Source organism: Candidatus Symbiopectobacterium sp. NZEC151 (assembly GCF_025962655.1).
Taxonomy (GTDB): Bacteria; Pseudomonadota; Gammaproteobacteria; order Enterobacterales; family Enterobacteriaceae; genus Symbiopectobacterium.
This window is the reverse complement of record NZ_JAGFPE010000006.1, coordinates 180,027-204,025: the sequence shown is the minus strand read 5'-3', so window position 1 is coordinate 204,025 and position 23,999 is coordinate 180,027. Positions and strand designations below refer to the sequence as shown.

Annotated in this window: 22 protein-coding genes and 1 pseudogene; 13 read left to right on the top strand and 10 right to left on the bottom strand. The window is 53.6% G+C overall.

Annotated features, from left to right (window positions below; genetic code table 11):
- Window positions 1-42 precede the first annotated feature (42 nt).
- The 5 genes from J5067_RS18055 to J5067_RS18035 all read left to right on the top strand — a co-directional run bounded on the left by J5067_RS18055 (window position 43) and on the right by J5067_RS18035 (window position 4,864).
- On the top strand, window positions 43-1,023 hold the full coding sequence (locus J5067_RS18055; RefSeq protein WP_264645249.1) for a tripartite tricarboxylate transporter substrate binding protein: 981 nt from the start codon (window positions 43-45) through the stop codon (window positions 1,021-1,023).
- A gap of 49 nt (window positions 1,024-1,072) precedes the next feature.
- On the top strand, window positions 1,073-1,540 hold the full coding sequence (locus tag J5067_RS18050) for a tripartite tricarboxylate transporter TctB family protein (RefSeq protein ID WP_264645248.1): 468 nt from the start codon (window positions 1,073-1,075) through the stop codon (window positions 1,538-1,540).
- A gap of 91 nt (window positions 1,541-1,631) precedes the next feature.
- The gene (locus J5067_RS18045) at window positions 1,632-3,170 is read left to right on the top strand and encodes a tripartite tricarboxylate transporter permease (protein WP_264645247.1); all 1,539 of its coding nucleotides are present in this window, start codon (window positions 1,632-1,634) and stop codon (window positions 3,168-3,170) included.
- Window positions 3,171-3,273: 103 nt separating this feature from the next.
- Complete coding sequence (locus J5067_RS18040; RefSeq protein WP_264651695.1) at window positions 3,274-4,317, top strand: LacI family DNA-binding transcriptional regulator; 1,044 nt, start codon at window positions 3,274-3,276, stop codon at window positions 4,315-4,317.
- Between the two features lie 193 nt (window positions 4,318-4,510).
- Window positions 4,511-4,864 (top strand): hypothetical protein, encoded by a 354-nt coding sequence (locus tag J5067_RS18035; protein WP_264645245.1) that lies wholly within the window; start codon window positions 4,511-4,513, stop codon window positions 4,862-4,864.
- A gap of 128 nt (window positions 4,865-4,992) precedes the next feature.
- Here the strand turns inward: J5067_RS18035 and J5067_RS18030 are convergent, their stop codons facing one another.
- From J5067_RS18030 to J5067_RS18010, 5 genes are read right to left on the bottom strand one after another with little or no spacing between them, the layout of a single operon-like run.
- Window positions 4,993-6,414 (bottom strand): NAD(P)/FAD-dependent oxidoreductase, encoded by a 1,422-nt coding sequence (locus J5067_RS18030; RefSeq protein WP_264651694.1) that lies wholly within the window; start codon window positions 6,412-6,414, stop codon window positions 4,993-4,995.
- Window positions 6,411-6,719, bottom strand: coding sequence for a (2Fe-2S)-binding protein (locus J5067_RS18025; protein ID WP_264645243.1), 309 nt, complete (start codon window positions 6,717-6,719; stop codon window positions 6,411-6,413). Before J5067_RS18025 ends, J5067_RS18030 begins: the two co-directional genes overlap by 4 nt.
- Window positions 6,679-7,797, bottom strand: coding sequence for an FAD-binding oxidoreductase (locus J5067_RS18020; protein ID WP_264651693.1), 1,119 nt, complete (start codon window positions 7,795-7,797; stop codon window positions 6,679-6,681). The genes J5067_RS18025 and J5067_RS18020 overlap by 41 nt, the downstream gene beginning before the upstream one ends.
- A gap of 25 nt (window positions 7,798-7,822) precedes the next feature.
- Window positions 7,823-8,560, bottom strand: a complete 738-nt coding sequence (locus tag J5067_RS18015; protein WP_264651692.1) for an aspartate/glutamate racemase family protein — start codon at window positions 8,558-8,560, stop codon at window positions 7,823-7,825.
- 13 nt (window positions 8,561-8,573) lie between these two features.
- Entirely contained in the window at window positions 8,574-9,782 is a 1,209-nt protein-coding gene (locus tag J5067_RS18010) for a MalY/PatB family protein (protein ID WP_264651691.1), read from the bottom strand.
- Window positions 9,783-10,030: 248 nt separating this feature from the next.
- Here J5067_RS18010 and J5067_RS18005 point away from each other — a divergent pair, with 248 nt between their 5' ends.
- Window positions 10,031-10,729, top strand: coding sequence for a GntR family transcriptional regulator (locus J5067_RS18005; RefSeq protein WP_264651690.1), 699 nt, complete (start codon window positions 10,031-10,033; stop codon window positions 10,727-10,729).
- Window positions 10,730-10,766: 37 nt separating this feature from the next.
- Here the strand turns inward: J5067_RS18005 and J5067_RS18000 are convergent, their stop codons facing one another.
- The 3 genes from J5067_RS18000 to J5067_RS17990 all read right to left on the bottom strand — a co-directional run bounded on the left by J5067_RS18000 (window position 10,767) and on the right by J5067_RS17990 (window position 13,266).
- Window positions 10,767-12,374 carry an ABC transporter substrate-binding protein gene (locus tag J5067_RS18000; protein ID WP_264651689.1) on the bottom strand — a complete coding sequence of 536 codons (1,608 nt, stop codon included), beginning with the start codon at window positions 12,372-12,374 and terminating at the stop codon, window positions 10,767-10,769.
- Window positions 12,375-12,534: 160 nt separating this feature from the next.
- A complete protein-coding gene (locus tag J5067_RS17995) occupies window positions 12,535-12,789 on the bottom strand; it encodes a hypothetical protein (protein WP_264645237.1) in 255 nt (84 codons plus the stop codon).
- 123 nt (window positions 12,790-12,912) lie between these two features.
- Complete coding sequence (locus J5067_RS17990) at window positions 12,913-13,266, bottom strand: YceK/YidQ family lipoprotein (RefSeq protein WP_264645236.1); 354 nt, start codon at window positions 13,264-13,266, stop codon at window positions 12,913-12,915.
- A gap of 289 nt (window positions 13,267-13,555) precedes the next feature.
- Between J5067_RS17990 and ibpA the strand changes: the two genes are divergently transcribed.
- The 7 genes and pseudogenes from ibpA (at window position 13,556) to J5067_RS17955 (ending at window position 21,649) form a co-directional block, all read left to right on the top strand.
- Window positions 13,556-13,969, top strand: a complete 414-nt coding sequence (gene ibpA / locus J5067_RS17985; RefSeq protein WP_264651688.1) for a small heat shock chaperone IbpA — start codon at window positions 13,556-13,558, stop codon at window positions 13,967-13,969.
- A gap of 117 nt (window positions 13,970-14,086) precedes the next feature.
- Entirely contained in the window at window positions 14,087-14,542 is a 456-nt protein-coding gene (gene ibpB, locus J5067_RS17980) for a small heat shock chaperone IbpB (protein ID WP_264645234.1), read from the top strand.
- Between the two features lie 197 nt (window positions 14,543-14,739).
- On the top strand, window positions 14,740-16,398 hold the full coding sequence (locus J5067_RS17975) for a putative transporter (RefSeq protein ID WP_264651687.1): 1,659 nt from the start codon (window positions 14,740-14,742) through the stop codon (window positions 16,396-16,398).
- A 459-nt stretch (window positions 16,399-16,857) separates the two neighbouring features.
- Window positions 16,858-18,270, top strand: a complete 1,413-nt coding sequence (locus tag J5067_RS17970; protein WP_264645232.1) for an anion permease — start codon at window positions 16,858-16,860, stop codon at window positions 18,268-18,270.
- A 113-nt stretch (window positions 18,271-18,383) separates the two neighbouring features.
- Window positions 18,384-20,013 (top strand): annotated as a pseudogene (locus J5067_RS17965) (sensor histidine kinase).
- Complete coding sequence (dcuR, locus tag J5067_RS17960; protein ID WP_264624405.1) at window positions 19,991-20,713, top strand: two-component system response regulator DcuR; 723 nt, start codon at window positions 19,991-19,993, stop codon at window positions 20,711-20,713. The pseudogene J5067_RS17965 and the gene dcuR overlap by 23 nt, the downstream one beginning before the upstream one ends.
- Before the next feature lie 198 nt (window positions 20,714-20,911).
- The gene (locus J5067_RS17955) at window positions 20,912-21,649 is read left to right on the top strand and encodes a metallophosphoesterase (RefSeq protein WP_264628086.1); all 738 of its coding nucleotides are present in this window, start codon (window positions 20,912-20,914) and stop codon (window positions 21,647-21,649) included.
- 141 nt (window positions 21,650-21,790) lie between these two features.
- Here J5067_RS17955 and J5067_RS17950 read toward each other — a convergent pair whose 3' ends face one another.
- A complete protein-coding gene (locus tag J5067_RS17950) occupies window positions 21,791-22,174 on the bottom strand; it encodes a VOC family protein (protein WP_264651686.1) in 384 nt (127 codons plus the stop codon).
- Between the two features lie 69 nt (window positions 22,175-22,243).
- Window positions 22,244-23,593, bottom strand: coding sequence for a 2-hydroxycarboxylate transporter family protein (locus tag J5067_RS17945; RefSeq protein WP_264645229.1), 1,350 nt, complete (start codon window positions 23,591-23,593; stop codon window positions 22,244-22,246).
- Between the last annotated feature and the right edge of the window lie 406 nt (window positions 23,594-23,999).

Sequence of the window (23,999 nt, the reverse complement as noted above, 5' to 3'; positions counted from 1 at the left end):
ATCCCTTTTTATCCGACCCTACCAATAAGAACGGAGAATACAATGAAGAAGACCTTGCTCCTGCTTTTGGCGTCAGTGATGCCGTTCTGCGCGAACCAGGCGTTCGCGGAACCCTCGACGATCGGCTATGCCAAGAAAAACATCGAAGTGGTTATTCCCAAAAACCCCGGCGGTGGTACTGACACCTCTGCCCGAACCCTGATCGAATATTCCAAGGATCATTTGCCGAAAGGGGTGATTTTTGTCCCGGTAAACAAACCGGCAGGCAACGGTATCACTGGGTTGATTGAGGTCGCCCGAGCAAAACCGGACGGTTATAAACTGGTGATGACCACGGTGGAACTGGCGATGTTCCCGCACCAGAACAAATCACCGGTCACCTATAAAGATTTCACCCCGCTGGCCACCACCATCGCCGACCCGGTAGCTATCGTGGTGCGTGCCGATGCGGGCTTTGACACGCTGCAAGCCTTTATCGATTCTGCTAAGCAGCAGCCGGGCAAGCTCAAGGTGGGTAACTCTGGCATGGGGGCGATTTACCATCTCGCCGCCGTGAACATCGAGAAAACTACCGGCACCAAATTCAATCACATCCCTTATAACGAAGGCACCGGACCGTCGATTGCCGCACTGATTGGTGGGCATATTGATGCGGTGCTGACCACGCCGGGCGCGGTGAAATCGCAGGTAGACGCAGGCATTCTCAAAGTGCTGGCGGTGATGGATGAGAAACGCTTTGAACTGGTGCCTGACGTACCGACCATCAAAGAAGCGCTAGGACTGGATGTGAACGTCAAGATGCGCGCCTGGGCGGTGCTGGCGACCACGGCAAAAGTGCCGCCGGAAGTGGCCGAACAGCTGGTTAAAGCCTTTACCGAAGTGGTAAATACCCCCGCTTATCAGGATGCGGTGAGAAAGCAGGGCATCATGCCAGTGACCATTGTCGGACAGGACGCTTACAACATGATGCGTGAAGATGATGAGCTCTACAAACAGCTTATTGCCGATACGCTGAAGAAATAACGCTGTCGATACGCTTGTCGGCCCGGTGCCGACAAGCGGGAGAATTGCTATGCGCAAATATGATGTGTTAGTCGGCCTGTTCTCCTTTGGGTTTGGCCTGCTGATATTGTTCCTGTCCCGTGATATGTCGATGTTTGATGAATATGGCGTTCCGGGCGAGCGTTATTGGCCCTTTGGGCTGGCGTGCCTGTTTATTCTGTTAGGCGTGCTGCAATGGGGCGTGGTGCTGAAAAACCGTTTGATGGCGGACCGAAGCATCGATTTCTCGTCGGTGAATGTGCGCAAGGCCTACCTGATCGGCGCGCTGGCTGTGGGTTATGGCATCCTGATGGCCTGGGCGGGATTCATTATTTCGGCGGTGATTTTTATTCCCTGCACCATGGTGCTGATGAAAGAAAAGCGTGTCTGGTTTGTTGCGCTCTCCACGCTGCTTATCGTCACGGCGGTTTACCTGTTTTTCACCTATCTGTTCAACTCGCCGTTGCCAACGGCAGAGTTCAGTGATTTGGGCTTCTAGCGATCGGGTGCTTTCAGCCAGGTGCTCTACCTAGGCGCTGGCGTGTAGCAAACCTGTAGCGAACATAGCGAACATAAAGAAGGGCAGTATCATGAACGAAGTCCTTGCCGCGTTTTCAGTGGTATTCAGCTTTGACACGATTGCCGTGATTTTTCTCGGGGCGCTTGCGGGCATCCTGATCGGAATTATCCCCGGCCTGACGGTCAATATGGGTATCGCATTGTTATTACCGCTGACCTATTCCTTCCAGGGAGTGAGCGGGATTCTTCTTCTGCTAGGGGTGTATTGCGGTGCCGTTTATGGCGGCTCTATCACCGCGATACTGATCAGTACGCCGGGCACACCCGCCTCTGCCGCCACCGTGCTGGATGGTTATCCGATGGCCAAACGCGGCGAAGCCGGGCGTGCGCTGGGGCTGTCCACCATGGGATCGCTGTTCGGCGGCATCTTCAGCACCATCGCGCTGATTGTGATCGCGCCAATGCTGGCGACCGTTGCGACCGGATTCTCTGCACCGGAATACTTTGCGCTGGCGATTTTCGGTATCAGTATCATTACCAGCGTCTCATCGCAGTCCATGATCAAAGGGTTAATCGGCGGCGGTATCGGGCTGGCGATCGCCACGATTGGGCTGGACCCGATGACCAGCGGCATGCGCTTTACCTTTGATTCCATCTACCTGATGGGCGGTATCTCATTTATTCCGGTACTGGTTGGCTTGTTCGCCTTTTCCCAGGGGTTGCTCAGCACCGAGGAGCACTTCCGTGAAGGCGGCATCATGCAGAAACCTGTAGCGAAAATCACCCGCATCTTACCAAGCTGGGTTGATTTCAAACGCTGCCTGCCAACCTGGGTGCGTTCGTCGGTGATCGGTACCGGCATCGGCACCATTCCCGGCGTGGGCGGCGATATCTCGTCCTGGATTGCTTATAACGAAGCGAAACGCTGGTCCAAACATCCGGAAGAGTTTGGTAAAGGTTCGCCGGAAGGGGTATCCGCGCCCGAAGCCGGGGCCAATGCGGTCTCGGGTGGCTGTATGGTGCCGTTGATGACGCTAGGGATTCCGGGCGACGGCGCGACGGCCATCATCATGGGGGCGTTTCTGGTGCAAGGGCTGGCGCTGGGGCCACAACTGTTCACTGAGCATCCTGTTGAAGTGAATACCATTTTTATTGGCCTGATGATGGCGAATATCTTTATGGGATTGCTGGGCTTCATGGGCATGAAGCTGTTCGTGAAGGTGATGGATGTGCCGCGTACGCTGCTGGTGCCAGTGATTTTGCTGCTGTGCGCCGTGGGCGCTTACACCGTTAACCACAGCATGATTGACGTTTTCGTCATGATGGGGGCCGGGCTGGTGGCCTACATCCTGATCAAGCTTGATTTCTCCATGTCGCCCATTGTGATTGGTATCATCCTTGGCCCGTTGGCAGAAACCAACCTGCGGCGTTCATTAATGATGTCGCAGGGGGATGTGTCGATATTCTTTACGCGCCCGGTGTGTGCCACGTTCATTGTGATTGCGGTATTAACCCTGTTCCTGCCCATCGTTTCACCGATGTGGAAAAACTGGCGTCAAAAAGCGCTGAAAAAAAAGCAGGACGCACAAAGTAATCAGCCTGGGGTGTAAAGCTTCGCGCATTATTGGTCGCGTAGTGGTGCGATGTTATACTGCGAGCGGCGTTTCCCATCGGAGAAACGCCCTTCGGGGTGGCGTTATTTAGGGCATAACTATGGCAAAAACGGTCGAGCAGATCGCCAATGATTTACATCTCTCCATCACCACCGTTCGGCTGGTGCTGAACGGTAAAGCCGAGCAATACCGTATCAGCGCCAAGACGCAGCAGCGGATAACCCACTATGTGACGGAGCATGGTTATACGGTTAACTACACGGCGCGCAGCCTGAAATTAAATAAAACCGACACATTGGGCCTGATTATTCCTCGCCTTTCCAACCCGTTTTTCTCCACGCTGGCGGAGAAGCTGGAGATCCGCTGCCGGGCCGCAGGTTATCAGCTGATGATCAGCTGTACCTATAGCGATGCAAAGTACGAAAACAAGCTGGTGGACGCGCTGCTGCAACGCAACGTGGACGGCCTGTTTGTGGTGCCCTCCTCGCGCCAGACACAACAGCACCATGTGAAAATGGTCAACCGCCCGCTGGTAGTGCTGGACCGTGATTTCGGTGCCGAAGAGGTTTCTCTGGTGGTGAGTGACAACTTGCAGGGCGGTGTTCAACTGGCGCAGGCGATGTTGGCACGCAGCCTCGACAAGGGGATAACGCTCAGCGATGAGCCGCTCTATTTTATGGCAGGAGACACCCGACAACCTGCAATCAAAGAGCGTCTAAAAGGGTATCAACAGGCGTTGCTGCGCCACGGCATCAAGGCACCGGCTGAGTGGATTTTGCAGGCGGAGCACAACCGCCGTGAAGACGGTATCGCCATGATGCAAACCTTTCTTACGCGTCATGCCCACGCGCCTAAAGCCTTTATCGCGTCATCTTTGCCGGTGTTGGAAGGGGTTTTGAGTGCGCTACGTGAACGTTATGGCGCGATTCCTGCTGACATGAATATTGGCACCTTCGATGAGCACGCCATGTTGGGCTTTCTCGCCAATAATCTCTGGTCAATGCGACAGGATGAAGACGCCTGGGCGGAGCAGGCATTTACGCTGATGCAGCGTGCCTTGCACGGAGAAAATCAACTGGCGCGGGCGATTATTCCCATGACGTTGATTCATCGGCGTCAGGCAGTAGGTGACCTTTCCTGGTAAAAATCAGCCCCATATCGCGGTAATCTCCGCGAAAACGCAAGAAAATCGTCATGTAAAATGTGTATACTCCTGATACGAGTATACTTTTTTTCATGGCAGCTGATTGGGCAGCATTGTCAGTCGGCATCTTCATTTTTATGAGTATTGAGCACACAGTGTAATGCGTGATTAAAAAAAATAAGAGGCACGTTGCGTGAAGCGATCCTATTTTTTATATTTTGGCAGCAATAGAAATAAGGAAGATGTTAACGCGTTGTTGAGTCAATATTGGGATATCGTTTGTGCGGCACACGATAATTATTACTGTGGTCGCTATTATTTATATTCCGGTTTTTATGCCGACCGACTCACCGTGAAGGATAATAAAATTGCAGGGACGGAGGAGTGGCTCGATGAAGATAATCGTCACTACCGCACCCTTATCGAAGTGTCGTTTATTCACGGGCGTAATACGGATAAATTGAACCGGTGCGAATTTATTAAAGAAGCGTTCGCACAATTGAAAATTGCCGAAGTCATCGGCGATAAATGTATTGAAGAGATTTAACGCCTATTCCCTTTTTATCTTAGGGCCGCGCACGCACTGCGTACAGGTTCCGGTTTCTGCGCGCTGCCCGAGCCCAAACGGACTGCGCCAATAACGCCTACGGGAATAGGCTATCAGCGCGATTAAGTTTATACCTCGCTATCGTCACTGCTGAGTGCCAATTGCGCCAGCGTGACCGGCTTCAGCGGAAAACGGGCGCGTGCATATCCGGTTTCTGATACCTGACGCTGCTGCGTGTCGGCCAGAATAACCGCCGCGTTGTGCCCGCACATCCGTCCCTGACAGGGGCCCATGCCGCAACGGGTAAACGCCTTCAACTGGTTCATGCCGGTGCAGCCAGCGCGCGCCGCTTGGCGAATTTCCCCGGCACTCACCTGTTCACAGCGGCAGATGGTCACATCGTCACGGGGCTTTTGTGCTTGTTTGGGAATGGGGTAAAGCGCTGCCAGAAAGGGGCGCAGCGAACGCAGCGCGGCGCGCTGTTGCCGCAGGCCAGCACATTGTTGCTGATAGTCATCTTCTGCGAGCTTGCCCGCCGCATGCACAATGCTTAATGCGGCAAGCTGACCGCTGAGAATAGCTGCTTCTCCGCCCTCAATGCCGCTAGCGTCCCCCGCCAGATAGATACCAGGTTGGCTGCTTTCCTGCCGTTCGTCCACTTCCGGCTGCCAGTAGTGTTGCTCATCATCCCAAACCAGTTTGCAACCGAGCGCGTTGGCGCACTGCGTGGCCGGAATCACCCCGATATGGCTCAATACCGTTGAGGTCACGCACTGTATCGGATGGCCTCGATGGGAAAAGCGCACGGTGGTGACCTGCGTGTCTCCTTCTACGGCAATATCGGTCACGCCGGAATAATAAGGCACCTTGGCACGTTGCAGTTCGCGCAGCAGCTTGATGCCTTTGAACAGATCGCGTGAGGTATGCCGTAATGCCTTCGGCAACCGTGGCAGCGCCCGCAGATAATCCTGCGTGCGCGTAGTGTCCAGCACCGCTTGAATTCGGCCTCCCGCGCGGATCACCTGCGCGGCGAACAGCAACAGCAGTGGGCCGTTGCCCACCAGAATGCTGTCCGCAGGGGGCAGCAATCCCGCTGATTTCATCAACAGTTGTGCGGCACCCACGGTCATCGCACCGGGTAATGTCCAGCCCGGCAGCGGGAAACTGCGTTCTTGTGCGCCAGTTGCCAGCAGAATAAAACGGGCCTGCACCACATGCTGGCGTGGGGACTCGCCCTGCTCTAACAGATAGACCTGTTTCTCCGGCGTCACCTGCCAGACGGCGGTACGCGCCAGATAGCGCACGCGGGGAGAGAAGGCGGCTTCTGCCAGGCTACGGCGTGCGCTGTACTCTTCGCCGAACAGGGTTTGTGGATTAGCAAACGGTGACTGGGTGACCTGTCGCAGCAGTTGACCGCCCGGCAGCGAGTTTTCATCGGCCAGCCAGACGGATAAGCCTGCTGCGCTGGCAACCTGTGCCGCTTTCAGCCCGGCCGGGCCCGCGCCAATGATCAGCAGGTCACAGGTATTCGCTGTGGTGGAATGGGTCATGATAGCACCCTCGCGCCCTGAGGCAGGGTGACCCGCATACCGTCACGCACCGGCGTCATGCAAGATTGCACGTTGGGAATATCATCGACCGTGACGCGGCACTCGAAGCAGACGCCCATCATGCAAAACGGGCCGCGCGGCTGTTGGTCAATGGCCGTATGGCGCGTGGTGGTGATGCCGTTTGCCAGCAGTGCGGCGGCCAGCGTCCAGCCAGCGCGTGCGGTAATCGGCTCATCGTTCACCCACAGGGTAATTTGCGGTGCATCAACCGTGGGTAGCGGCTGGAACCGGGAAACGCTGGACATGAAATACCTCAAAAAGCGAAGGAAGTGCACCGCCTAAAATCCACGCCGGAAGCAGCTCGCTATGCAGCGCTGCCAGCGTAACACCGCTGTGGCAGGTGACGGCAAAGGCTCCGGGGTAGCGACGGGATTCATCATAAACCGGCAAACCATCGGGCGTCATGATCCGCAACGCACCCCAAGTGCGTACAATCTGCGCGTGGGCCAGACAGGGGAATGCGCGTATTGCCCGTTGGGCAATCTGCTGTTGAACCTCGGGTTGCGTCTGGGTGTTAAACCCGACATGCTCTTGCGAATCCCCGATCATCACCGTGCCCTCCTGCGTTTGCCGTAGCAGGTTGGAGGGATAGCGCAGAAAGGGCGCCAGCCGCTCGGTCACCAATACTTGTCCACGCACCGGTTCAATCGGGATCGGGAGATCGACCTGTGCCCCAAGGCGCGCATTTTCCAGCCCGGCGGCCAGCACGATACGTTTGGCGTGCCATTCGCCCTGCGGCGTGTGCAAGGTGAAACCGTCCTGATGGCTTTCAATATCACTGACCGGATGGGACGGAAAATAGCGCCCGCCCGCCTGCTGAAAGGCGTAGGACAGCGCGCGCAGCGTCAGCAGCGGATTGACATGGCCGTCATGGGGAGAATAGATGGCACCGGCTATGTGGCGTGATGCTTCAGGCACATGTTGGCGCAGCGTGGCGTTATCCCACACCTGATAGGTAAAGTCCGGGTTGCCCTGTTGCAGTTTGCTGACGTTGCGTATGGCGCTGTCCAGCGCCTCTGGCGTTAAGCAGAAATTGATACCGCCGGGCTGAGACAACCCGCAATCAATATCGGTTTCAGCGCGTAGGCGTTGCGCAAATTCGGGCCAGCGCGTGGATGCCAGACAGGAGAGCTGGCTGTAAGGCGGACAATTGACGCCTTTGCCCTGTACCCAAATCAGGCCGAAGTTACCGCGTGAGGCGCGAAAGTCGGTGTCGCCGCCATCGAGAATCGCCGTGCTGGCCCGTTGGCGCTGCAAACCATAAGCGATGGCGTGGCCGACGATGCCGCCGCCAATCACGATAACGTCATAGCGTTGTGTCATGAAGGGGTTACCTGATGAAAACCTGTTACCGGCACCAATTTTCTCCCCCATCATAAGCACGCGGTTGCAGCGCGCCATAAAACCAGCGAACCAGCGTTACGGTGTCGAATACCGGCAAACCAAAGCGGGCATGCAGCGCGGCGCTGAAGGGGGCCAGATTGGTGCATTCGAGTACCAACGCCCCGGTTTGCGGGTAGCGCGCCAGCGCCTGCTGCGCGGTAGCCAGCACTTCTTGCTGTAAAATAGCATACGGGACGCTGTCGTCACCGTCACGAATTGAACGCACAAACTCGGAGTCCGGTGGCATACCCACCACGTGGGCATCGCCGGGGATGCCGACTTTTTCCAGATAATCACCGCGCAGCGCGCGATCGTCGAAGGTCAAAATCAGCGGTGTTTTTCCGGCGGGAAGCAGGCGCTGCAACAACGGGTATTGCAGCAGGCTGCTGGTGACAATCGGCACCGGTGACCAGGCCGCCAACTCTTGCTGATAGTAGGAGAGGAAGCCACAACTGGTGGTCAGCCCATCAACGCCCTCGTCGATGAGTGCCTGCGCCGCACGTTTGAACGGCTCCAGCAAATCGTGTTGATCGAGGTGCCCCATCCGTTGTGGGATGGCCTCTTCCACCACCCGATAGCGTACCGGAAACGGCCAGGTGCCGGGGTTGCCAATATCGCCCAGATAGCGGCGAAAATGGGTTTTCACCATCAAAATACCGAGTGTGGCCTGCGGTGTTACTGGGCCTGAGTGTGTGTCTGACATGGGTAGGGTTCCGTTAAGCGCGCCGTGAGGCGGCAATCACCGCGTCCAGAATCTGTTGCAGCAGCGCCTTTGATGTGGCGAAGTTAAGGCGTGCGAAGGCTTCTGCGCCGGGGTTAAAGGTTTCACCTGCGCTGAGCGCCACTTTGGCGTGCTCCAGGTAATACGCGCCAGCGGCAGTTGGTAATTGCAGCGCGCTAAAATCCAGCCAGGCGAAGTAGGTTGCCTCGGGGGTGTGGACGCGAACCTCCGGCAGCGCGGTGCGCACCGTGCTGATCACTTGCTCGCGCCGCTCCAGCAGGTAGTGGCGTGCGCCTTCCAGCCAACTGTGGCCGCGATCCCAGGCGGCCACGGTGGCATCAATACCAATACCGGAGGGGTAGCCTAAAATCCGGGCGGGCAGACGTTGGGTAAAGCGCTGTTTTAACGCGCCGTCACCGAAATACATCAGCGCACAGCGCAGTCCGGCGATATTGAAACTCTTACTGGCCGAGTTCAGGGTGATGGTACGTGCCGCAAGGCCCGGTGCCACCGTAGCAAATGGAATATGTTCCTGCCCGGGATACACCAGATCGGCATGAATCTCATTGGCAATTACGATCAAATCATGGGCTTCGGCCAGTGCTGCCAGCTTTTCCAGCTCATCGCGCCGCAATGCGCGTCCGGTGGGGTTGTGTGGGTTACACAGCAGCAGGATACGTGTCCTGGCATCAATCTGGCGGGCAAGATGATCGAAATCGATTTCATAGCCCTGACCGTTGTCCACCAGCGGGCTGGCCTGTAACCGGCGGCCGGTGTCGTTAATCGCATCATAAAAGGGCGGATAGCTGGGGGTTTGCAGCACAATGCCGTCACCCGGCTCACTGAATGCCAAAATCAGCAAATAGACTGCCTGCACCAATTCGTTGAGCGCCAACACGTTGGCAGGATCGGTTTCCCAGTTAAATTCACGTGCGGTATAGCGACTGAAGGCGCGCGCCAGCAGATGTTCCGCTCGGTCGCGTTGCCGATAAGGGTAGCCGGTATCCTGAGCCAGATACCAGTGACGTAATACGTCAGCAACGGCAGGGGCTGGGGCGAAATCCATCTCCGCCACCCAGGCGGGGAGAATCTCCAGCGCGTGATACTGCCATTTCATGCTTTGGCGGCGACGCAGCGTTTCCAACGGCAGCGTGTATTGCTCTGCGAACTGCTGCGCGATACCGGCATCGTAATGCGTGCTCATGTTATACCACCTGCGGGATGGGTTTCAGCAAGGACATTTTCAGCCAGGAAACCGCCGTATCGATACGCAGATGCATGAGAATTCCTTCTGTTTTATTTGCCGTTGACAAGCCAATCGTGGTTGGCTAAGTTGCGGTCAAATTAACAAATATATATTTTATATTGTATAAACTTTATCAGCTATGCATTGCCAATTAACGCATATGGCAGTGTGGTTATCCTGGCCGATAAATCAGCAATGAGGGCGCTATGGATCAGACTGACGCAGCAAACCGGGCCAGCCCGGCTCCCCTTCCCGCCGTGGTGGTTGACCGGCGGCCGCTGACCGACCGCGTGGCGGACTATGTGCGCGATCTTATCGTGCAGGACATCCTGCAACCCGGCGATCCCATCAATGTGCAAAGCATTTGCAGCACCCTGCAAATCTCGCAAACTCCGCTGCGTGAAGCGCTGAAAATGCTGGCGGCCCAGGGGCTGGTGGATTTGCGCCCGAATAAGCGCGTGGTGGTGGCATCTCTGGCAGCGAATGAAATTGAAGACATGCTGGTGGTGTATACCGAAATGGAAAAACTGGCGGGTCGACTGGCAGCGCTGCAAGCGACACCCGACGATCTGTACGCGCTACAGCAGCAGGAACAGGCGTTGATGACGGCGTTTCATGCCGGAGAATCGTTGCGTTATTTTCATGCCAATCAAGCCTTTCATCAGGCGTTGGTGCACGCTTCGCACAATGCCACACTGATTGAGCTGCACAATAATCTCAATGCCCGTCTGTATCGCACGCGTTTCAAAGGCAATCAGTGGAACGCACGCAGCGGCGACTGGCAGCGCGTGGCCGAAGAGCACAGTAAAATTCTGCGCGCCATCGAGACGCGCAACGGCGATCTGTGCGCGGAACTGCTGGCCCGCCACCTGAACGGTGCGCGTGCATCCCTGCACGCGGACTGATGCGGTTAGCTTCCCCGCTGATACAGCGGGGATCATCTTACGGTTTAGGCTCTACCCATACTCCCGCCAGATTCCCTTCAACGCCATCTGCCGTTGGCGAATGGTCGTGCACGCGCGGGTTGTAAATGGTGATGAACTGCGGCGACAGCAGGTTAATGTCCGGCGCGTCATGCATCACGATGTGCTGGAACTGGCGGAACTGCGCAATGCGTTTGGTATTGTCGTTTTCCGTTTGCGCCGCTTCCAGCAGGCGATCCACTTCGGGGTTAACGTAGTGCGAAGTGTTGGAGAACGGCAGCCCAACGCGATAGTTCTTCGACCAGTAGAGACGCTGTACGCCTGCGGTAGGATCGTACAAGTTGGCAAACATGTTCAACGCCAGCGCAAAGTCGCGATCGGTGTAGACACGTTTGGTGTGCGACGAAATGTCCGATGAACGCAGCGTTACCGCGACCCCAATTTTGGCCAGCGCTGCTCGTGTGAAATCGGCGATACGACGGAAAGCATCGTCATAGGTGTTGTAGTCCAGCGTGATGCTAAAGCGTATGCCGTCTGCACCACGCGGGTATCCGGCTTCATCCAGCAGGCGGTTGGCGGCAGCCAGATCGAAGGGATACGGGGTCGGCGACGGGTCGTGGAAGGTTTTCAAGCCGGGGGCAACGGGAGATGCAGTCGGCGTCGCCAGGCCAAAGTAGGCAATGCGCACCAGCGCATCCCTGTCAATGGCGTGGGAAAACGCCTGACGCACACGTAGGTCTTTGAAAATCTTGTCATCCAGATTGAATTGCAGTGATGCAACGCTGTAAGAGTAATTATTCCCTTTGGTTTCAAAGCCCAGCTTGCCCTCTTTCTTCAATCGGGCGATTTCACTCAGCGCAACCGGCGTACGGTACGCGATGTCGGCATCACCGGTTTCCAGCGCCAGCGTGCGCACCACGGCATCCGGCGAGAACTTGACGATCAGCTGGTCCAGATAGGGTTTTGGGTTATCCCAGTAGTTGGGATTGCGTTTGTAGACAATGTGACTGCCGCGCACCCATTCGCTGAAAATATACGGGCCGGTGCCGATCGGCCCGTTGTTATTGGCATTTTTCAGCGGATCGCCGCCCGGCACGTCATAGATGTGTTTTGGCAGAATCGGTGTTTCACCGGCGGCAAACGCACGCAATAAATAAGGGGCCGGATGTGATAACTCAAAGACGGCGGTCAGCGCATCGGGGGTTTTAATGTCGCTAACGTTGGCAAAGGTGCTTCTGGCACGCGGGTGTATTTGTTTCAGTAACTGAATGGAGTAGGCCACGTCAGCGGAGGTAAAAGGCTGACCGTCGTGCCATTTCACGCCCTGACGCAGGTGGAAAGTATAGGTCTTGCCATCGGGGCTGATGTCCCAGGACGTTGCCAACTGTGGCTGCGGATTTAGATCGTAATCGTAGGTCAGCAGCCCTTCCGTGACTTTGCCACTGACTGCAATCGCCGGTTGAGCGACGGTCGCGAGTGAAACCAATGTGGACGGCTCACTGGACAGTATCAACGTCAGTGTACCGCCGCGCTGCGGCGTGGTGGCGGCGTGCGCGCTGGCGGCCAGCCATCCTGAGAGCAGGAGCGCGTTGCCTCCCCAGCGAGACAAACGGGTAAACCATGACATAAAACCCCCTGGTTGAAGATCGAAAAAAAAGCAAAAAATGGGCGAACGAAATTCAACCTAACAAATATATATTTTATATTGTATAAACTTTATGGGATAACCAATTGCGTAAACTGGAAATGCACGCCACATGGCCTGTTCATGCCAGCCGTTCAACCTGTTACAGGGCTTTCTCTTCCTCCCCGAGCACAATCATTTCCTGTGAGGCGTGCAGCCACACGCTTTTCACACGATGCGGTTGACGAAAGGCAATCGTGCCTGCGGGGGGCATCGGCATGCGCCTGCAACGGGTCAATTCAATACCCTCGTTATCTATCTGAGCGAGCCGGCTAAGGCTGTTGGGTTTTTTAAGCGAGTGGGGCATAAATTCCCCTTTACTGATGTGGAACACGCGGGAAAGGCTGTTTAGCTTCATTAACTTCACATCCATAGACGCTCAGGTGGCAATGTGCCCCCGAAATAACGGCGCTATTATGCTGATAAATAAAGATATGTCTGTCAAAAACCGGTCTGTTTGAGAGCCTGCATGGCAAACAGGCTACGGATGCGCAGTGCTGGATTGCGCGGCGCTTGCGGGGATGATGGGGAGTGCTTCATCGTGATGGATGCGTGCGCGTAACGAATCGTCCGGCTTTTCTTTGCCCGAGCGCGAATAGTCATAAGGCAACAGCAAGGTGTCCATGACGGCAGAAAACGGCATATCGAGAATCACCAGTGGCGTCATGGCCCAACTGGCATCTTCACCGTTCAGTACGTCCATATTGGCACGCGTGCCGGAGTAGTAACCCTGATGGGGACCGGTGTGGGTCATCACGCTGGAACAGCCGCCGGTAAGTGCCAGCCCGCTTCCTGCTATCAACAAAGAGAGTGCAGTACGTCTCAGTACTTTCATATCGCTGTCCATTGAGAAATGGTCGGCTTACGCCAGACCTTGCCTTTGTGCCACGGGCTCTACGTAAGATGTCATGTTTTGTGTTGTGGTGGTAGTACTTCATTTTCCGATAAATTTTTCGGAAAAGGAAAAATTGCTTCGATCGCAGCCTTGAAAGTTTGAGCCCGGTCCCCATCTTTATTGTAGCCCCAGATTATGACGCTATGCCGACAGGGTAGCCGATGGGGTGTAGGGCCTGTCTATCAAAGAAGGCTCATAGTAATCCTCGCTGAATATTTAGGAGGCTGTAATGCGCAATTTCGATTTTTCTCCCCTGTATCGTTCCGCCATCGGTTTCGATCGTCTGTTTAATCTGCTGGAAGCCGGGCAAGGTCAGGGCAACGGTGGCTATCCTCCCTACAATGTTGAACGGGTGGATGACAACCATTACCGCATTGCCATCGCTGTCGCGGGTTTTGCCGAGCATGAGTTGGAGATTACCGCTCATGACAATCTGCTGATTGTGAAAGGCGCACACGGCGGTGAGCCGGTAACACGTAACTATCTCTATCAGGGCATTGCCGAGCGCAACTTTGAGCGCAAATTCCAGTTGGCTGAGCATATTCAAATTACCGGTGCCAACCTGGAACATGGCTTGTTGTATATCGACCTGGCGCGCGTGGTGCCGGAAACGATGAAGCCGCGCCGTATTGATATCAAATAAGACGACGTTAACGTTTAACACCCAGTTTTAACGCCCGCCCGCCGTTAGGGGGCGAATTCGGTGGAGCCTGTCTGCTCCTCTGAAGGCACATTCTCGCTTCAAAGAAGGAGTCACATTATGCGTAACTATGATTTATCACCGCTGCTGCGTCAGTGGATCGGTTTTGACAAATTGGCCAGCTCAATGCAGGGCACTCAGGAGGCCGTTGAGTTTCCTCCCTACAACATTGAGAAAAAAGACGACAACCACTATCGCATCACGCTGGCCCTGGCCGGGTTTCAGCAAAGCGAACTTGCGATCGAAGTGGAAGGACCGCGTCTGACGGTAAGCGGTACGCCGACGCTGCCGGAGAAGAAAGTGGAATATCTGCATCAGGGTCTGGCGTTTAAACCGTTCACCTTGAGCTTTACGCTGGCGGAGCACTTGTCTGTCTCCGAGGCGAAATTTGAACTCGGTTTGCTGCATATCGATCTGGTGCGTGAAGTGCCAGCAGAACTGCAACCGCAGCGTATCGCCATTGGCGGCAGCCGCCCTGAGTTGACGCACGCGCCTGAATCGGCCAGCGATGCTTGATCCGTAAATTATGCGCTGAGTCGTTATCCATCCCCGGTTTTTGCCGGGGATTTTTATTTCCCCATCACCCATAAGGATTTGTGCTGGAAGGCACGGATTCTCGCTTCCCCTTCTGCCAGACTGCCTGTCAGTGGCGCTTTTGTAGCGTAGGTCTAGACTGATTTTCAAGCGAAAGACGGCTGCACAAGGATACGGGTATGAGTGATATCGCACTGACCGTGAGTATGCTGGCGTTGGTAGCAGTATTGGGGCTGTGGATAGGCAACTGGCGTATCTACGGCGTTGGCCTGGGCATCGGCGGCGTGCTGTTCGGTGGTATTGTGGTGGGGCATTTTGCCCAATACTTCCAGTTCACCCTCAACAATGACATGCTGCACTTCATTCAGGAATTTGGGCTCATCCTGTTTGTCTACACCATCGGTATCCAGGTGGGCCCCGGTTTCTTCTCTTCATTACGCGTTTCCGGCCTGCGGCTAAATGGCTTCGCGCTACTGACCGTGCTGTTGGGCTGTATCGTCACCATCATCATTCACAAGCTGTTTGCCGTTCCATTGCCGATTATTCTGGGGATTTTCTCCGGCGCGGTGACCAATACGCCGTCTCTCGGTGCCGGGCAACAGATCCTGACCGATTTAGGCTCTAACCCGGCGCAGGTCACCCTGATGGGCACGGGTTATGCGATGGCTTACCCGCTAGGCATCTGCGGCATTTTGCTGGTGATGTGGCTGCTGCGCGTGGGGTTTCGCGTCATGGTTGAGGCGGAAGCCAGGCAGTTTGATAACAGTAACGGCCATCACCATGAGCAGTTGCAAACCATGAACATCAAGGTGAACAACCCGAACTTGCAGGGGTTGGCGATTCAAGATGTGCCGATGCTCAATAGCGATGCCATCGTTTGTTCCCGACTGAAACGCGGCGATACGCTGATGGTGCCCGCGCCCGCCACCTTGATTCAACTGGGCGATTATCTGCATCTGGTGGGGGCCCGCCATGATTTGGATCAGGCTCGCTTGGTGATAGGCGATGAGGTCGATACCTCGCTCTCCACGCGCGGTACGGATCTGCACGTAGAGCGTGTGGTTGTTACCCATGACAAGGTGCTTGGGCGAAAAATTCGTGAGTTGAATCTGAAGCAGAACTACGACGTGGTGATCTCACGGCTCAATCGTGCTGGTGTTGAATTGGTCGCCAGCAATAATGCCACGTTACAGTTTGGCGATATTCTTAACCTGGTGGGGCGCAAGACGGCCATCGATGCGGTGGCAGATATTGTTGGCAACGCCCAGCAGAAGCTACAGCAGGTGCAAATGCTGCCGGTGTTCATCGGCATTGGTCTTGGTGTGCTGGTGGGCTCGGTGCCCCTGTTTATTCCCGGTTTCCCCGTTGCTTTGCGGCTTGGATTAGCCGGAGGGCCCTTGGTGGTGGCGCTGATCCTCGGGCGAATCGGCGGTATCGGGAAGCTCTACTGGTTTATGCCGCCCAGTGCGAACCTGGCGCTGCGCGAATTGGGTATTGTGCTGTTTCTTTCCGTGGTTGGGCTAAAATCGGGCGGCGACTTTTTTGATACCCTGCTGTACGGCGAAGGCATTTGGTGGGTGGCCTACGGTGCCTGTATCACCATCATTCCACTGTTAATCGTCGGTGTGTTGGCGCGAGCGGTCGGGAAAATGAACTACCTGACGTTGTGTGGGATGTTGGCAGGTTCAATGACGGATCCGCCTGCACTGGCCTTTGCCAACGGACTGCATGCCACCAGCGGGGCCGCCGCGCTCTCGTATGCGACGGTCTATCCGATGGCGATGTTTTTGCGCATTATGTCCCCTCAACTGTTGGCGGTATTATTTTGGAGCCTGTAAGTGATAATGATGGGAATAACGCGGTATTGTTTACCGCGTTATTATTTTATTTTTCACATCACTTTTTCTAATAACTTAATTTCCATTTATTACCCCGTGACTGACCGCACTTTTTTTTCAGCGTAGATGATGCTAAATGACCAATATATTTAAACTATTAAATCGGTTTAGTAAGTAAAATAACGATCATTCAACTGCCGTTTACTCTATTATGTCCTACGTTAATCATACGATTTGATGGGGCGAGAAAAATACCCTGACCAATTGTTTTCTCGCCTTTTTTTCTACTGCTGATGTATCCGCTTTACAAAATATCCTTATTACCGAATTAGAACGACAATCAACGAATAAGATATTGGTAATCGGGGTGATGAAGGAAGAATAACGAAACACTGCTCCTCCGCACTGCATTGGGTGGAAAAAACGAATTCCGTTTTAATCTTCTAGCGTGGTGTTTTTATGTCTGCAAACAGTAGCAGGTTAGTTAAGCTCCTCATCATTATCGGTATCGCAATTGCGTTATGGTTATTACCCGTGCCAGAGGGCGTCAAGCCCGATGCCTGGCACCTGATGGCCATCTTCATCGCCACCGTTATTGGTCTTATCCTCTCCCCGTATCCCCTCGGTGCCATGGCGATGTTCAGTTTGACGTCCGTGGCGATCCTTGGCTTGCTCTCGATTAAAGACGTGTTGGCAGGGTTTAGCGACCCTACCATCTGGATGATCGCCTGCGCCTTCTTTATCTCGCGCGGCTTTATCAAAACCGGTTTTGGTCGCCGTATCGGTTTGCTGTTCATCAGTAAACTGGGTAACAGCTCGCTCGGTCTGGCCTATGGTCTGGTGTTCACTGACCTGCTGTTTGCCCCGGCGATGCCTTCCACCTCGGCGCGCTGCGGTGGGATCATCACGCCACTGTTCCGTTCTATCTCCGAGGCCTATGATTCTACGCCGGAGAAAGGCACCCAGCGGCGTATCGGGGCGTTTCTGGTGCAGTCTATTTTCCAGTGTAACGCCATCACCTCCGCCATGTTCATGACCTCCATGGCCGGTAACCCGATGGTGGCGAAACTGGCAGCACAGCTCGGTATTCACATCAGCTGGACCGATTGGGCGCTGGCAACGTTGGTGCCGGGTATCCTGTCTCTGGCGTTGATTCCCTATCTCATCTATCGCTTCTATCCGCCTGAATTGAAACAGACCACGGAAATGCGTGCCATCGCTGTCGAGCGCTTGCGTGAAATGGGGCGCATGACGCGCGACGAATGGGTGGTGTTAGGCGTATTCCTGGGTCTGGTCACCTTCTGGGTGCTGGGTTCCACGCTGAATATCGATGCGACCCTGACCGCGCTGGCGGGGCTGAGTGTGCTGCTGTTAAGCCGTGCGCTGAGCTGGGATGACGTGGTGGGCGAGAAGGAAGCCTGGCACACCGTGGTATGGTTCGCCGTGCTGATGACCCTGGCAGGGCAACTGAACAAGATGGGGCTGATTGCCTGGTTAGGCCAACTGGCGGGCAACGCTGTCAGCGGATTCCACTGGCTGCCGATGCTCGGTATCTTGTTGCTGGTGTACTATTACAGCCACTACCTAATGGCGAGTGCGATTGCCCATATCAGCGCCATGTATGCCATCTTCGTTTCCATTGCGTTAGCGGCAGGCGCACCGCCGATGTTGACCGTTCTGGCGTTTGGTATCTTCAGTAACCTGTTCATGTCCACCACGCACTACTCAAGCGGTCCGGCACCGATCCTGTTCGGATGTGGTTATATGCCGCTGGCAACCTGGTGGAAAATTGGCTTCTTTATTAGCCTGGTGGTGATTCCTATCTGGTTGGGTATTGGCGGTATGTGGTGGAAGGTGTTGGGATTCTGGTAATCCCTGTCAGCCTGCGGTGTTGGTTGCCCCGTAACGCGGGGCAATAACGCAGGACGATAAATACGGCAAAACAGGTTAAGATAAGGATATCCAAGGTGATTCCGGAGCAAGACATGAGCAGGACAAAAGCACCGATGAAGCTGGGAACATCCGTTTTTCTGATGGTCTCTGTCGTGCTAGGCGCAGTGTTGCTGGTGGTCTACGCTCTGCTGTTTTTCCGCATCAACCAACTCTCCGAAGACAGCCTGCGCGACAAGGCGTTTGCCATTGCGCGCACCTTTGCGGCTTCCCCGGTGGTGATTGATGAGCTACAAGGATTAGGTAATCCCGAAGCGGTGCAGCGCGCCGCCGAGACCATCACGCACCGTAATCAGCTGCTGTTTGTCACCGTGACTGACATGGACACGGTGCGTCACACCCACCCGGAACGGGAGCGCATCGGCGAACATTTTGCCGGGCGCGACATCTACCCTGCGTTGTTTGGGCTGGAAAACACCTCGATCAACCGTGGCACGCTGGACCCAGCGCTGCGGGTGTTTACCCCGGTCTTTAACAATGACGGTAAGCAGGTCGGCGTTGTGGCGTTAGGGATTGCCCTGACCAGTGTGCAGAAAGTGATCAGTGAAAACCGCTGGATGATCCCCTGGGCGCTGCTGGCCGGGGCGTTGGTGGGCGGGCTCGGCACGCTGGTGCTGGTAAAAATCCACAAGCGCATCATGCTGGGGTTTGAACCCTATGAGATTTCCAATCTGTTTGAGCAGCGCAACGCGATGCTGAAACAGATCAAGGAAGGGGTGATTGCCGTGGATGACAGCGGCCGCATTACGGTGATTAACGATGAAGCGCGCAGGCTGTTCCGACAGGGCAATATGGCGGCCAATGCTTCGGCAGAAACCATCAGCGAGCAGTGGATGGAGCACCTTCGCCTGAGGCAAGTGCTGGAAAGTGGTATCGCCCAGCGTGATGAAGAGATCAATATCAACGGCAACTTGCTGCTGACCAACACCGTGCCAGTGACGGTGAAAGGTAACGTGATTGGCGCTATTGCCACCTTCCGCGACAAGACTGAAATTGGCCAATTGTTGCAGCGTTTGACGGGGATGTCCTATTACGCCGATGCGCTACGGGCACAATCTCACGAGTTTATGAACAAGCTGCATGTGATTTTGGGCATGCTGCATTTGAAATACTACTCGCAGTTGGAAGACTATATTTTAAAAACGGCGAACAACTATCAGGCGGAAATCGGCTCGATTATTCGCAAGGTGAAATCGCCAGTGATTGCCGGGTTCTTGCTGGGTAAAATCAATCGGGCGCGCGATCTCGGCATACAGCTATCGATAACCGAAGAGAGTCTGTTGCCCGAGACCGACGATATGGATGCCACCAACGAGTTGATCACCGTTTTGGGGAACCTGATTGAGAATGCCATGGATGCAATGAGTAACATGGAGAATGGAGAAATCAGCGTGAGTTTCCATCATCAGGATGGGCGCTTGCACTGCATCGTGGGCGATGATGGCCCCGGTATTACGCTGGAAAATCAGCACCGTATTTATGAACAAGGATTCTCCACCAAGGGATCCGGGCGCGGAATCGGGCTTTACCTGACCAAGCAGAGCCTGGAAAAAGTGGGCGGCAGTATCGATTTTGAGTCGGAACCTGAGGTGTATACCCAGTTTTTCGTGAATATCCCTTATCAAGCCAAGGCTGTTTAACCATGATAAATGTACTGATTGTTGATGACGATGCCATGGTTGCAGAACTTAACCGTTCCTATCTGAGCCAGGTGCCCGGGTTCAACTGTTATGCAACGGTGCCAACCTTACAGCAGGCGCGAAATTTACTGATGCAGCCCGATTCCGAGATCGATCTGGTGCTGCTCGATATCTACATGCAGCAGGATAACGGATTGGATCTGCTGCCGACCATTCGTGAGTTCAGCGAACAAACGGATGTGATTATCATCTCCTCCGCCAGTGATGTGTATACCATTAAGAAAGCACTGCATTACGGCGTGGTTGATTACCTGATAAAACCGTTCCAGTTCTCGCGCTTTGAACAGGCGCTGACCGCCTACCGGGAAGAAGCAAACCTACTGAAACACCGTGAGTTTGTTGCTCAGTCGGATATTGATAGCCTGATTCGTCGCACCAGTGGCGGCGTGGCCGGCGAGCGTAAAAAGCTGCCAAAAGGGCTGACCAGCCTGACGCTACGCACCGTCTGCGAATGGATCGAAGGCAACCAAGGGGCTGAATTTTCCACGGAAATGCTGGCGAACGCGATTGGTATCTCTCGCGTATCTTGCCGTAAGTATCTGATATATCTCGCTGATACCAATATTCTCGCCACCAATATCCTCTACGGATCGACCGGCCGCCCTGTCTATCTCTACCGCTTGCTGCCCGAGAAACAAGACGCGCTGCGTCAGTATTGCGAGTAGTACGCGGTTTCTCTCCTCGCGCTATCGTTATAGACGATAGCGCGATATTTTTATCATAAAGACGTATTTGCAATAAATAATCACCGATGATGCTACGTTTAATTAATGATTGCTAAAGTTGATTGGGTTCCATAATTCTGACTTATCGTGGCGACTGCACGTCAGGTATAGCCTAAGAAATACAATAAGGAAGAATCAATGCGAATTTTACACTTGACGGACACACACCTTTTTTCAGATAAAAGTGGTGATGTGCAAGCAAAAACGCATCACGAACGTTTTATAAATTTTATCAATCATTTTAATAAGAATAGAAAATTATTGAATGTTGATAGTGTTATTGTCACGGGAGATATTTCTCATGATGGTAGTGTAATAAGCTATGACGTGTTTTTTGAAAATATGGATAGCCTGAGTATTCCTTATGCTGTTCTGCCCGGAAACCACGATGATCTAGGCAATCTAGATACTGCAATAAAAATTGCAAAGCATACAGTGGCGGTAGAGCAGCTATCTAACGCGTCATGGGCGTTGTTTGGCTTAAACAGTGTGGTACCCAGAGAAGACTACGGGTTCATAAATAAAGATACATTGTATAACCTGCGTGAGGGTTTAACAGACACGACATGTGAGAATATTGCGATTTTCTTACATCATCATCTGGTACCTGTTGGTACACCGCTGGTTGACATTTGTAAGCTAATGAACAGCGATGATTTGCTTACTCTCTGTCATGATAGCCCGGTAAAATTTATCGGTACGGGACATGCTCATACCTTGTTTCAGCGTAAGATAGACAACATTCTGGTGTCGGTATCGCCTGCGCTCTGCTCACAATGGGAAAATGGCACATCAGCTGTCAGTATTGTGAATAACTCTGGTTTCAGCATCATCGCTTTAGATAAAAGCATATTTATAGAAACGCATTTTATTTAATGATGGTTAACGTGGGTTTACCTGTCGCAGAAAGTCACCGTGCCTGACTTCAGGTGATAGCACGCTATAAAGAGGCCGCTACAGCTTGAGGCATCCCCCATCATGTCGCGGCCTTGTTTTATGTCACTTCGAATTCAACGATTACGCCTCTTCCTCCAGAAAACAGACTCTGAGGCGATGTCCATCAGGATCGAGAACGGCAAAGGAATACCCAAAGTCGAGCTGGGCAGGTTTTTGGATCACGGTAACCTGATGCTGCGTTCCCCAGGTTTGATAAAGCGCATCCACCTCTGACTTATCCTGCACCGTAAACACAATCTCACCCGAAGGTATGCTGGCAATCTGGTTGACGCCGGGCTCTACGGTGTAGCACGACCAAAGGCCGAGTTTGAAGCCATTTCCAAACACAAACAGTGCGAAGGTGGGGCCTTTTTCCACGGGGGTGATGTCAAACAGCCCGGCGTAGAAGTCGGCGCTTTTCATTACGTTACTGGCATAAAGAATTGTAATATCGGCAGATAGCATGGCGGTCTCCTTGGTGGTAGACCGCCATGTTAGTCTGGCACAGTGACAGTTTTTGTCAGCAGCTTGAGCTTACAGCAGCCAGCCCATCAGCAGCGTTGCGCCGATCACGGTAGAGGCACCGCCGATACGCGTTGCGATTTGTGCAAAGGGCATCAGTGACATACGGTTGGATGCTGAAAGAATCGCGACGTCTCCGGTGCCGCCCAGGCCGCTGTGGCAGGTGGTGACGATGGAGGCTTCAATCGGATACATATTCAGACGTGGCGCAATCAGGAAGCTGACCAGCGCCATAGAGAGCACGACGGAGCCACAGACGATAACGTAGCCAACGGAGAACACCGCGACCACGCTTTCCAGCGGAATATAGAGCATCCCCAAGCCAATCATCAACGGCCAGACCAGAGAGCTGGAGACGAATTTATACACGCTGTGCGCGCCGGTTTCCATGCTAGCGGGAATAACGCGGCTGTATTTACAGAACACGGCAATCAGGATCATCAGCACCGGGCCTGGAATGTGTACCAGCTTCTCAAACAGGCCGCCGACGATAAAGAAGGCGCAAATCATCAGCAGGCCGCCACCCATCAGATGGAAATCCACCGGTTTAGGCGTGTCGTTGACCGTAAACAGGTTTTGCTCTTCGTCGCTGCGCACCAAACGCCCCTCGCCGTTAAGATCCTTACGGCGCATACCGAGGCGAGACAGGATACCCGCGCAGAAAATGGCGAAGATATTGCCTACCACCGCCGCAGGGGCCAATTGTGCCACATAGACATCCGGTGCCTGACCCAGCAGTGCGGAATAAGCCAATGACAACGGTAAAATGCCTTCACCGATACCGCCGCCAATAATTGGCACAATGATAAAAAAGAAGGTGTGATACAGGCTGTAGCCGCACAGTTTACCCACCAGCAGACCCGTTACCACCGCGGTGGCCGTGCCGATGACCAACGGCACAAACATACGCACCATTCCCTGAATCAGGATCTTGCGGTTCATGCCTAAAATACTGCCGACCACCAGACACGCGATGACGAAGTAGAGAAAGTTCGCTTCCTTCATCAGCAGGTGCACGGTCTTCATGGTGTTGTCGTTAAACAGGTGAAAATAGACCAGGATTGAAGGTACCATCAAACACAGGATTGCCGGGCCGCCGACATCTTTAAATACCGGAATAGTATGGCCAATATGCGCCAGCAAAAAGCCCAGCGTCATAATAACGGCAAAGCCACCGATCATATTTCTCGGCAGATAGCCTTCATACGCGGCAGCAAAAACAACGGCCGCGATAGCAATAAATAATGCAACGGGTACTGCACCAATTTTGGTTTTTAAAAATTGGGTGAAAAACGACAGTTGCGACGTTGAGTCGGCAGTGAGCGTGCTCTCGTAGAGGACATCGGTTTCAGTTCTTTTCATTATGTTTACTCCGCGTAAACGGGTTATATATTTACGGGTTGTTTTTATTGTTAGAAAGCTAAGTGTTTTACTATCAAAGAGTAAGGTGATGCTTAAAGTAGGTTGGTTGAGTCAGTGAATATATTATCTCTGAGTAACCTGGCATGATTAAATGTTAAATATAATAAAACATCCATGATTAAATGAAGTAATTGTGAGGTTGACGGCAACTCTTTTTTAAATAAGTTATCTCAAATTAATGTAATTAAATTTATTTTTTTATTCTCAATGCTATTTCGCGTTAACTACAAAAGGTATTATTTAATTAATCTATTATTAATATAATTAAACAAGGTGATTTTAAATTTAAAAAACCACTATTTGTAAGGTTATTGGTTCATCTTGTGACGCACTTTTGCTCACTATT

What these genes read in the sequence shown, in the direction of transcription:
- J5067_RS18055 (WP_264645249.1), top strand. Translation starts at nt 43, where the DNA reads ATGAAGAAGACCTTGCTCCTGCTTTTGGCGTCAGTGATGCCGTTCTGC.
- J5067_RS18050 (WP_264645248.1), top strand. Translation starts at nt 1,073, where the DNA reads ATGCGCAAATATGATGTGTTAGTCGGCCTGTTCTCCTTTGGGTTTGGC.
- J5067_RS18045 (WP_264645247.1), top strand. Translation starts at nt 1,632, where the DNA reads ATGAACGAAGTCCTTGCCGCGTTTTCAGTGGTATTCAGCTTTGACACG.
- J5067_RS18040 (WP_264651695.1), top strand. Translation starts at nt 3,274, where the DNA reads ATGGCAAAAACGGTCGAGCAGATCGCCAATGATTTACATCTCTCCATC.
- J5067_RS18030 (WP_264651694.1), bottom strand. Translation starts at nt 6,414, where the DNA reads ATGACCCATTCCACCACAGCGAATACCTGTGACCTGCTGATCATTGGC.
- J5067_RS18025 (WP_264645243.1), bottom strand. Translation starts at nt 6,719, where the DNA reads ATGTCCAGCGTTTCCCGGTTCCAGCCGCTACCCACGGTTGATGCACCG.
- J5067_RS18020 (WP_264651693.1), bottom strand. Translation starts at nt 7,797, where the DNA reads ATGACACAACGCTATGACGTTATCGTGATTGGCGGCGGCATCGTCGGC.
- J5067_RS18015 (WP_264651692.1), bottom strand. Translation starts at nt 8,560, where the DNA reads ATGTCAGACACACACTCAGGCCCAGTAACACCGCAGGCCACACTCGGT.
- J5067_RS18010 (WP_264651691.1), bottom strand. Translation starts at nt 9,782, where the DNA reads ATGAGCACGCATTACGATGCCGGTATCGCGCAGCAGTTCGCAGAGCAA.
- J5067_RS18005 (WP_264651690.1), top strand. Translation starts at nt 10,031, where the DNA reads ATGGATCAGACTGACGCAGCAAACCGGGCCAGCCCGGCTCCCCTTCCC.
- J5067_RS18000 (WP_264651689.1), bottom strand. Translation starts at nt 12,374, where the DNA reads ATGTCATGGTTTACCCGTTTGTCTCGCTGGGGAGGCAACGCGCTCCTG.
- J5067_RS17995 (WP_264645237.1), bottom strand. Translation starts at nt 12,789, where the DNA reads ATGAAGCTAAACAGCCTTTCCCGCGTGTTCCACATCAGTAAAGGGGAA.
- J5067_RS17990 (WP_264645236.1), bottom strand. Translation starts at nt 13,266, where the DNA reads ATGAAAGTACTGAGACGTACTGCACTCTCTTTGTTGATAGCAGGAAGC.
- ibpA (WP_264651688.1), top strand. Translation starts at nt 13,556, where the DNA reads ATGCGCAATTTCGATTTTTCTCCCCTGTATCGTTCCGCCATCGGTTTC.
- ibpB (WP_264645234.1), top strand. Translation starts at nt 14,087, where the DNA reads ATGCGTAACTATGATTTATCACCGCTGCTGCGTCAGTGGATCGGTTTT.
- J5067_RS17975 (WP_264651687.1), top strand. Translation starts at nt 14,740, where the DNA reads ATGAGTGATATCGCACTGACCGTGAGTATGCTGGCGTTGGTAGCAGTA.
- J5067_RS17970 (WP_264645232.1), top strand. Translation starts at nt 16,858, where the DNA reads ATGTCTGCAAACAGTAGCAGGTTAGTTAAGCTCCTCATCATTATCGGT.
- dcuR (WP_264624405.1), top strand. Translation starts at nt 19,991, where the DNA reads ATGATAAATGTACTGATTGTTGATGACGATGCCATGGTTGCAGAACTT.
- J5067_RS17955 (WP_264628086.1), top strand. Translation starts at nt 20,912, where the DNA reads ATGCGAATTTTACACTTGACGGACACACACCTTTTTTCAGATAAAAGT.
- J5067_RS17950 (WP_264651686.1), bottom strand. Translation starts at nt 22,174, where the DNA reads ATGCTATCTGCCGATATTACAATTCTTTATGCCAGTAACGTAATGAAA.
- J5067_RS17945 (WP_264645229.1), bottom strand. Translation starts at nt 23,593, where the DNA reads ATGAAAAGAACTGAAACCGATGTCCTCTACGAGAGCACGCTCACTGCC.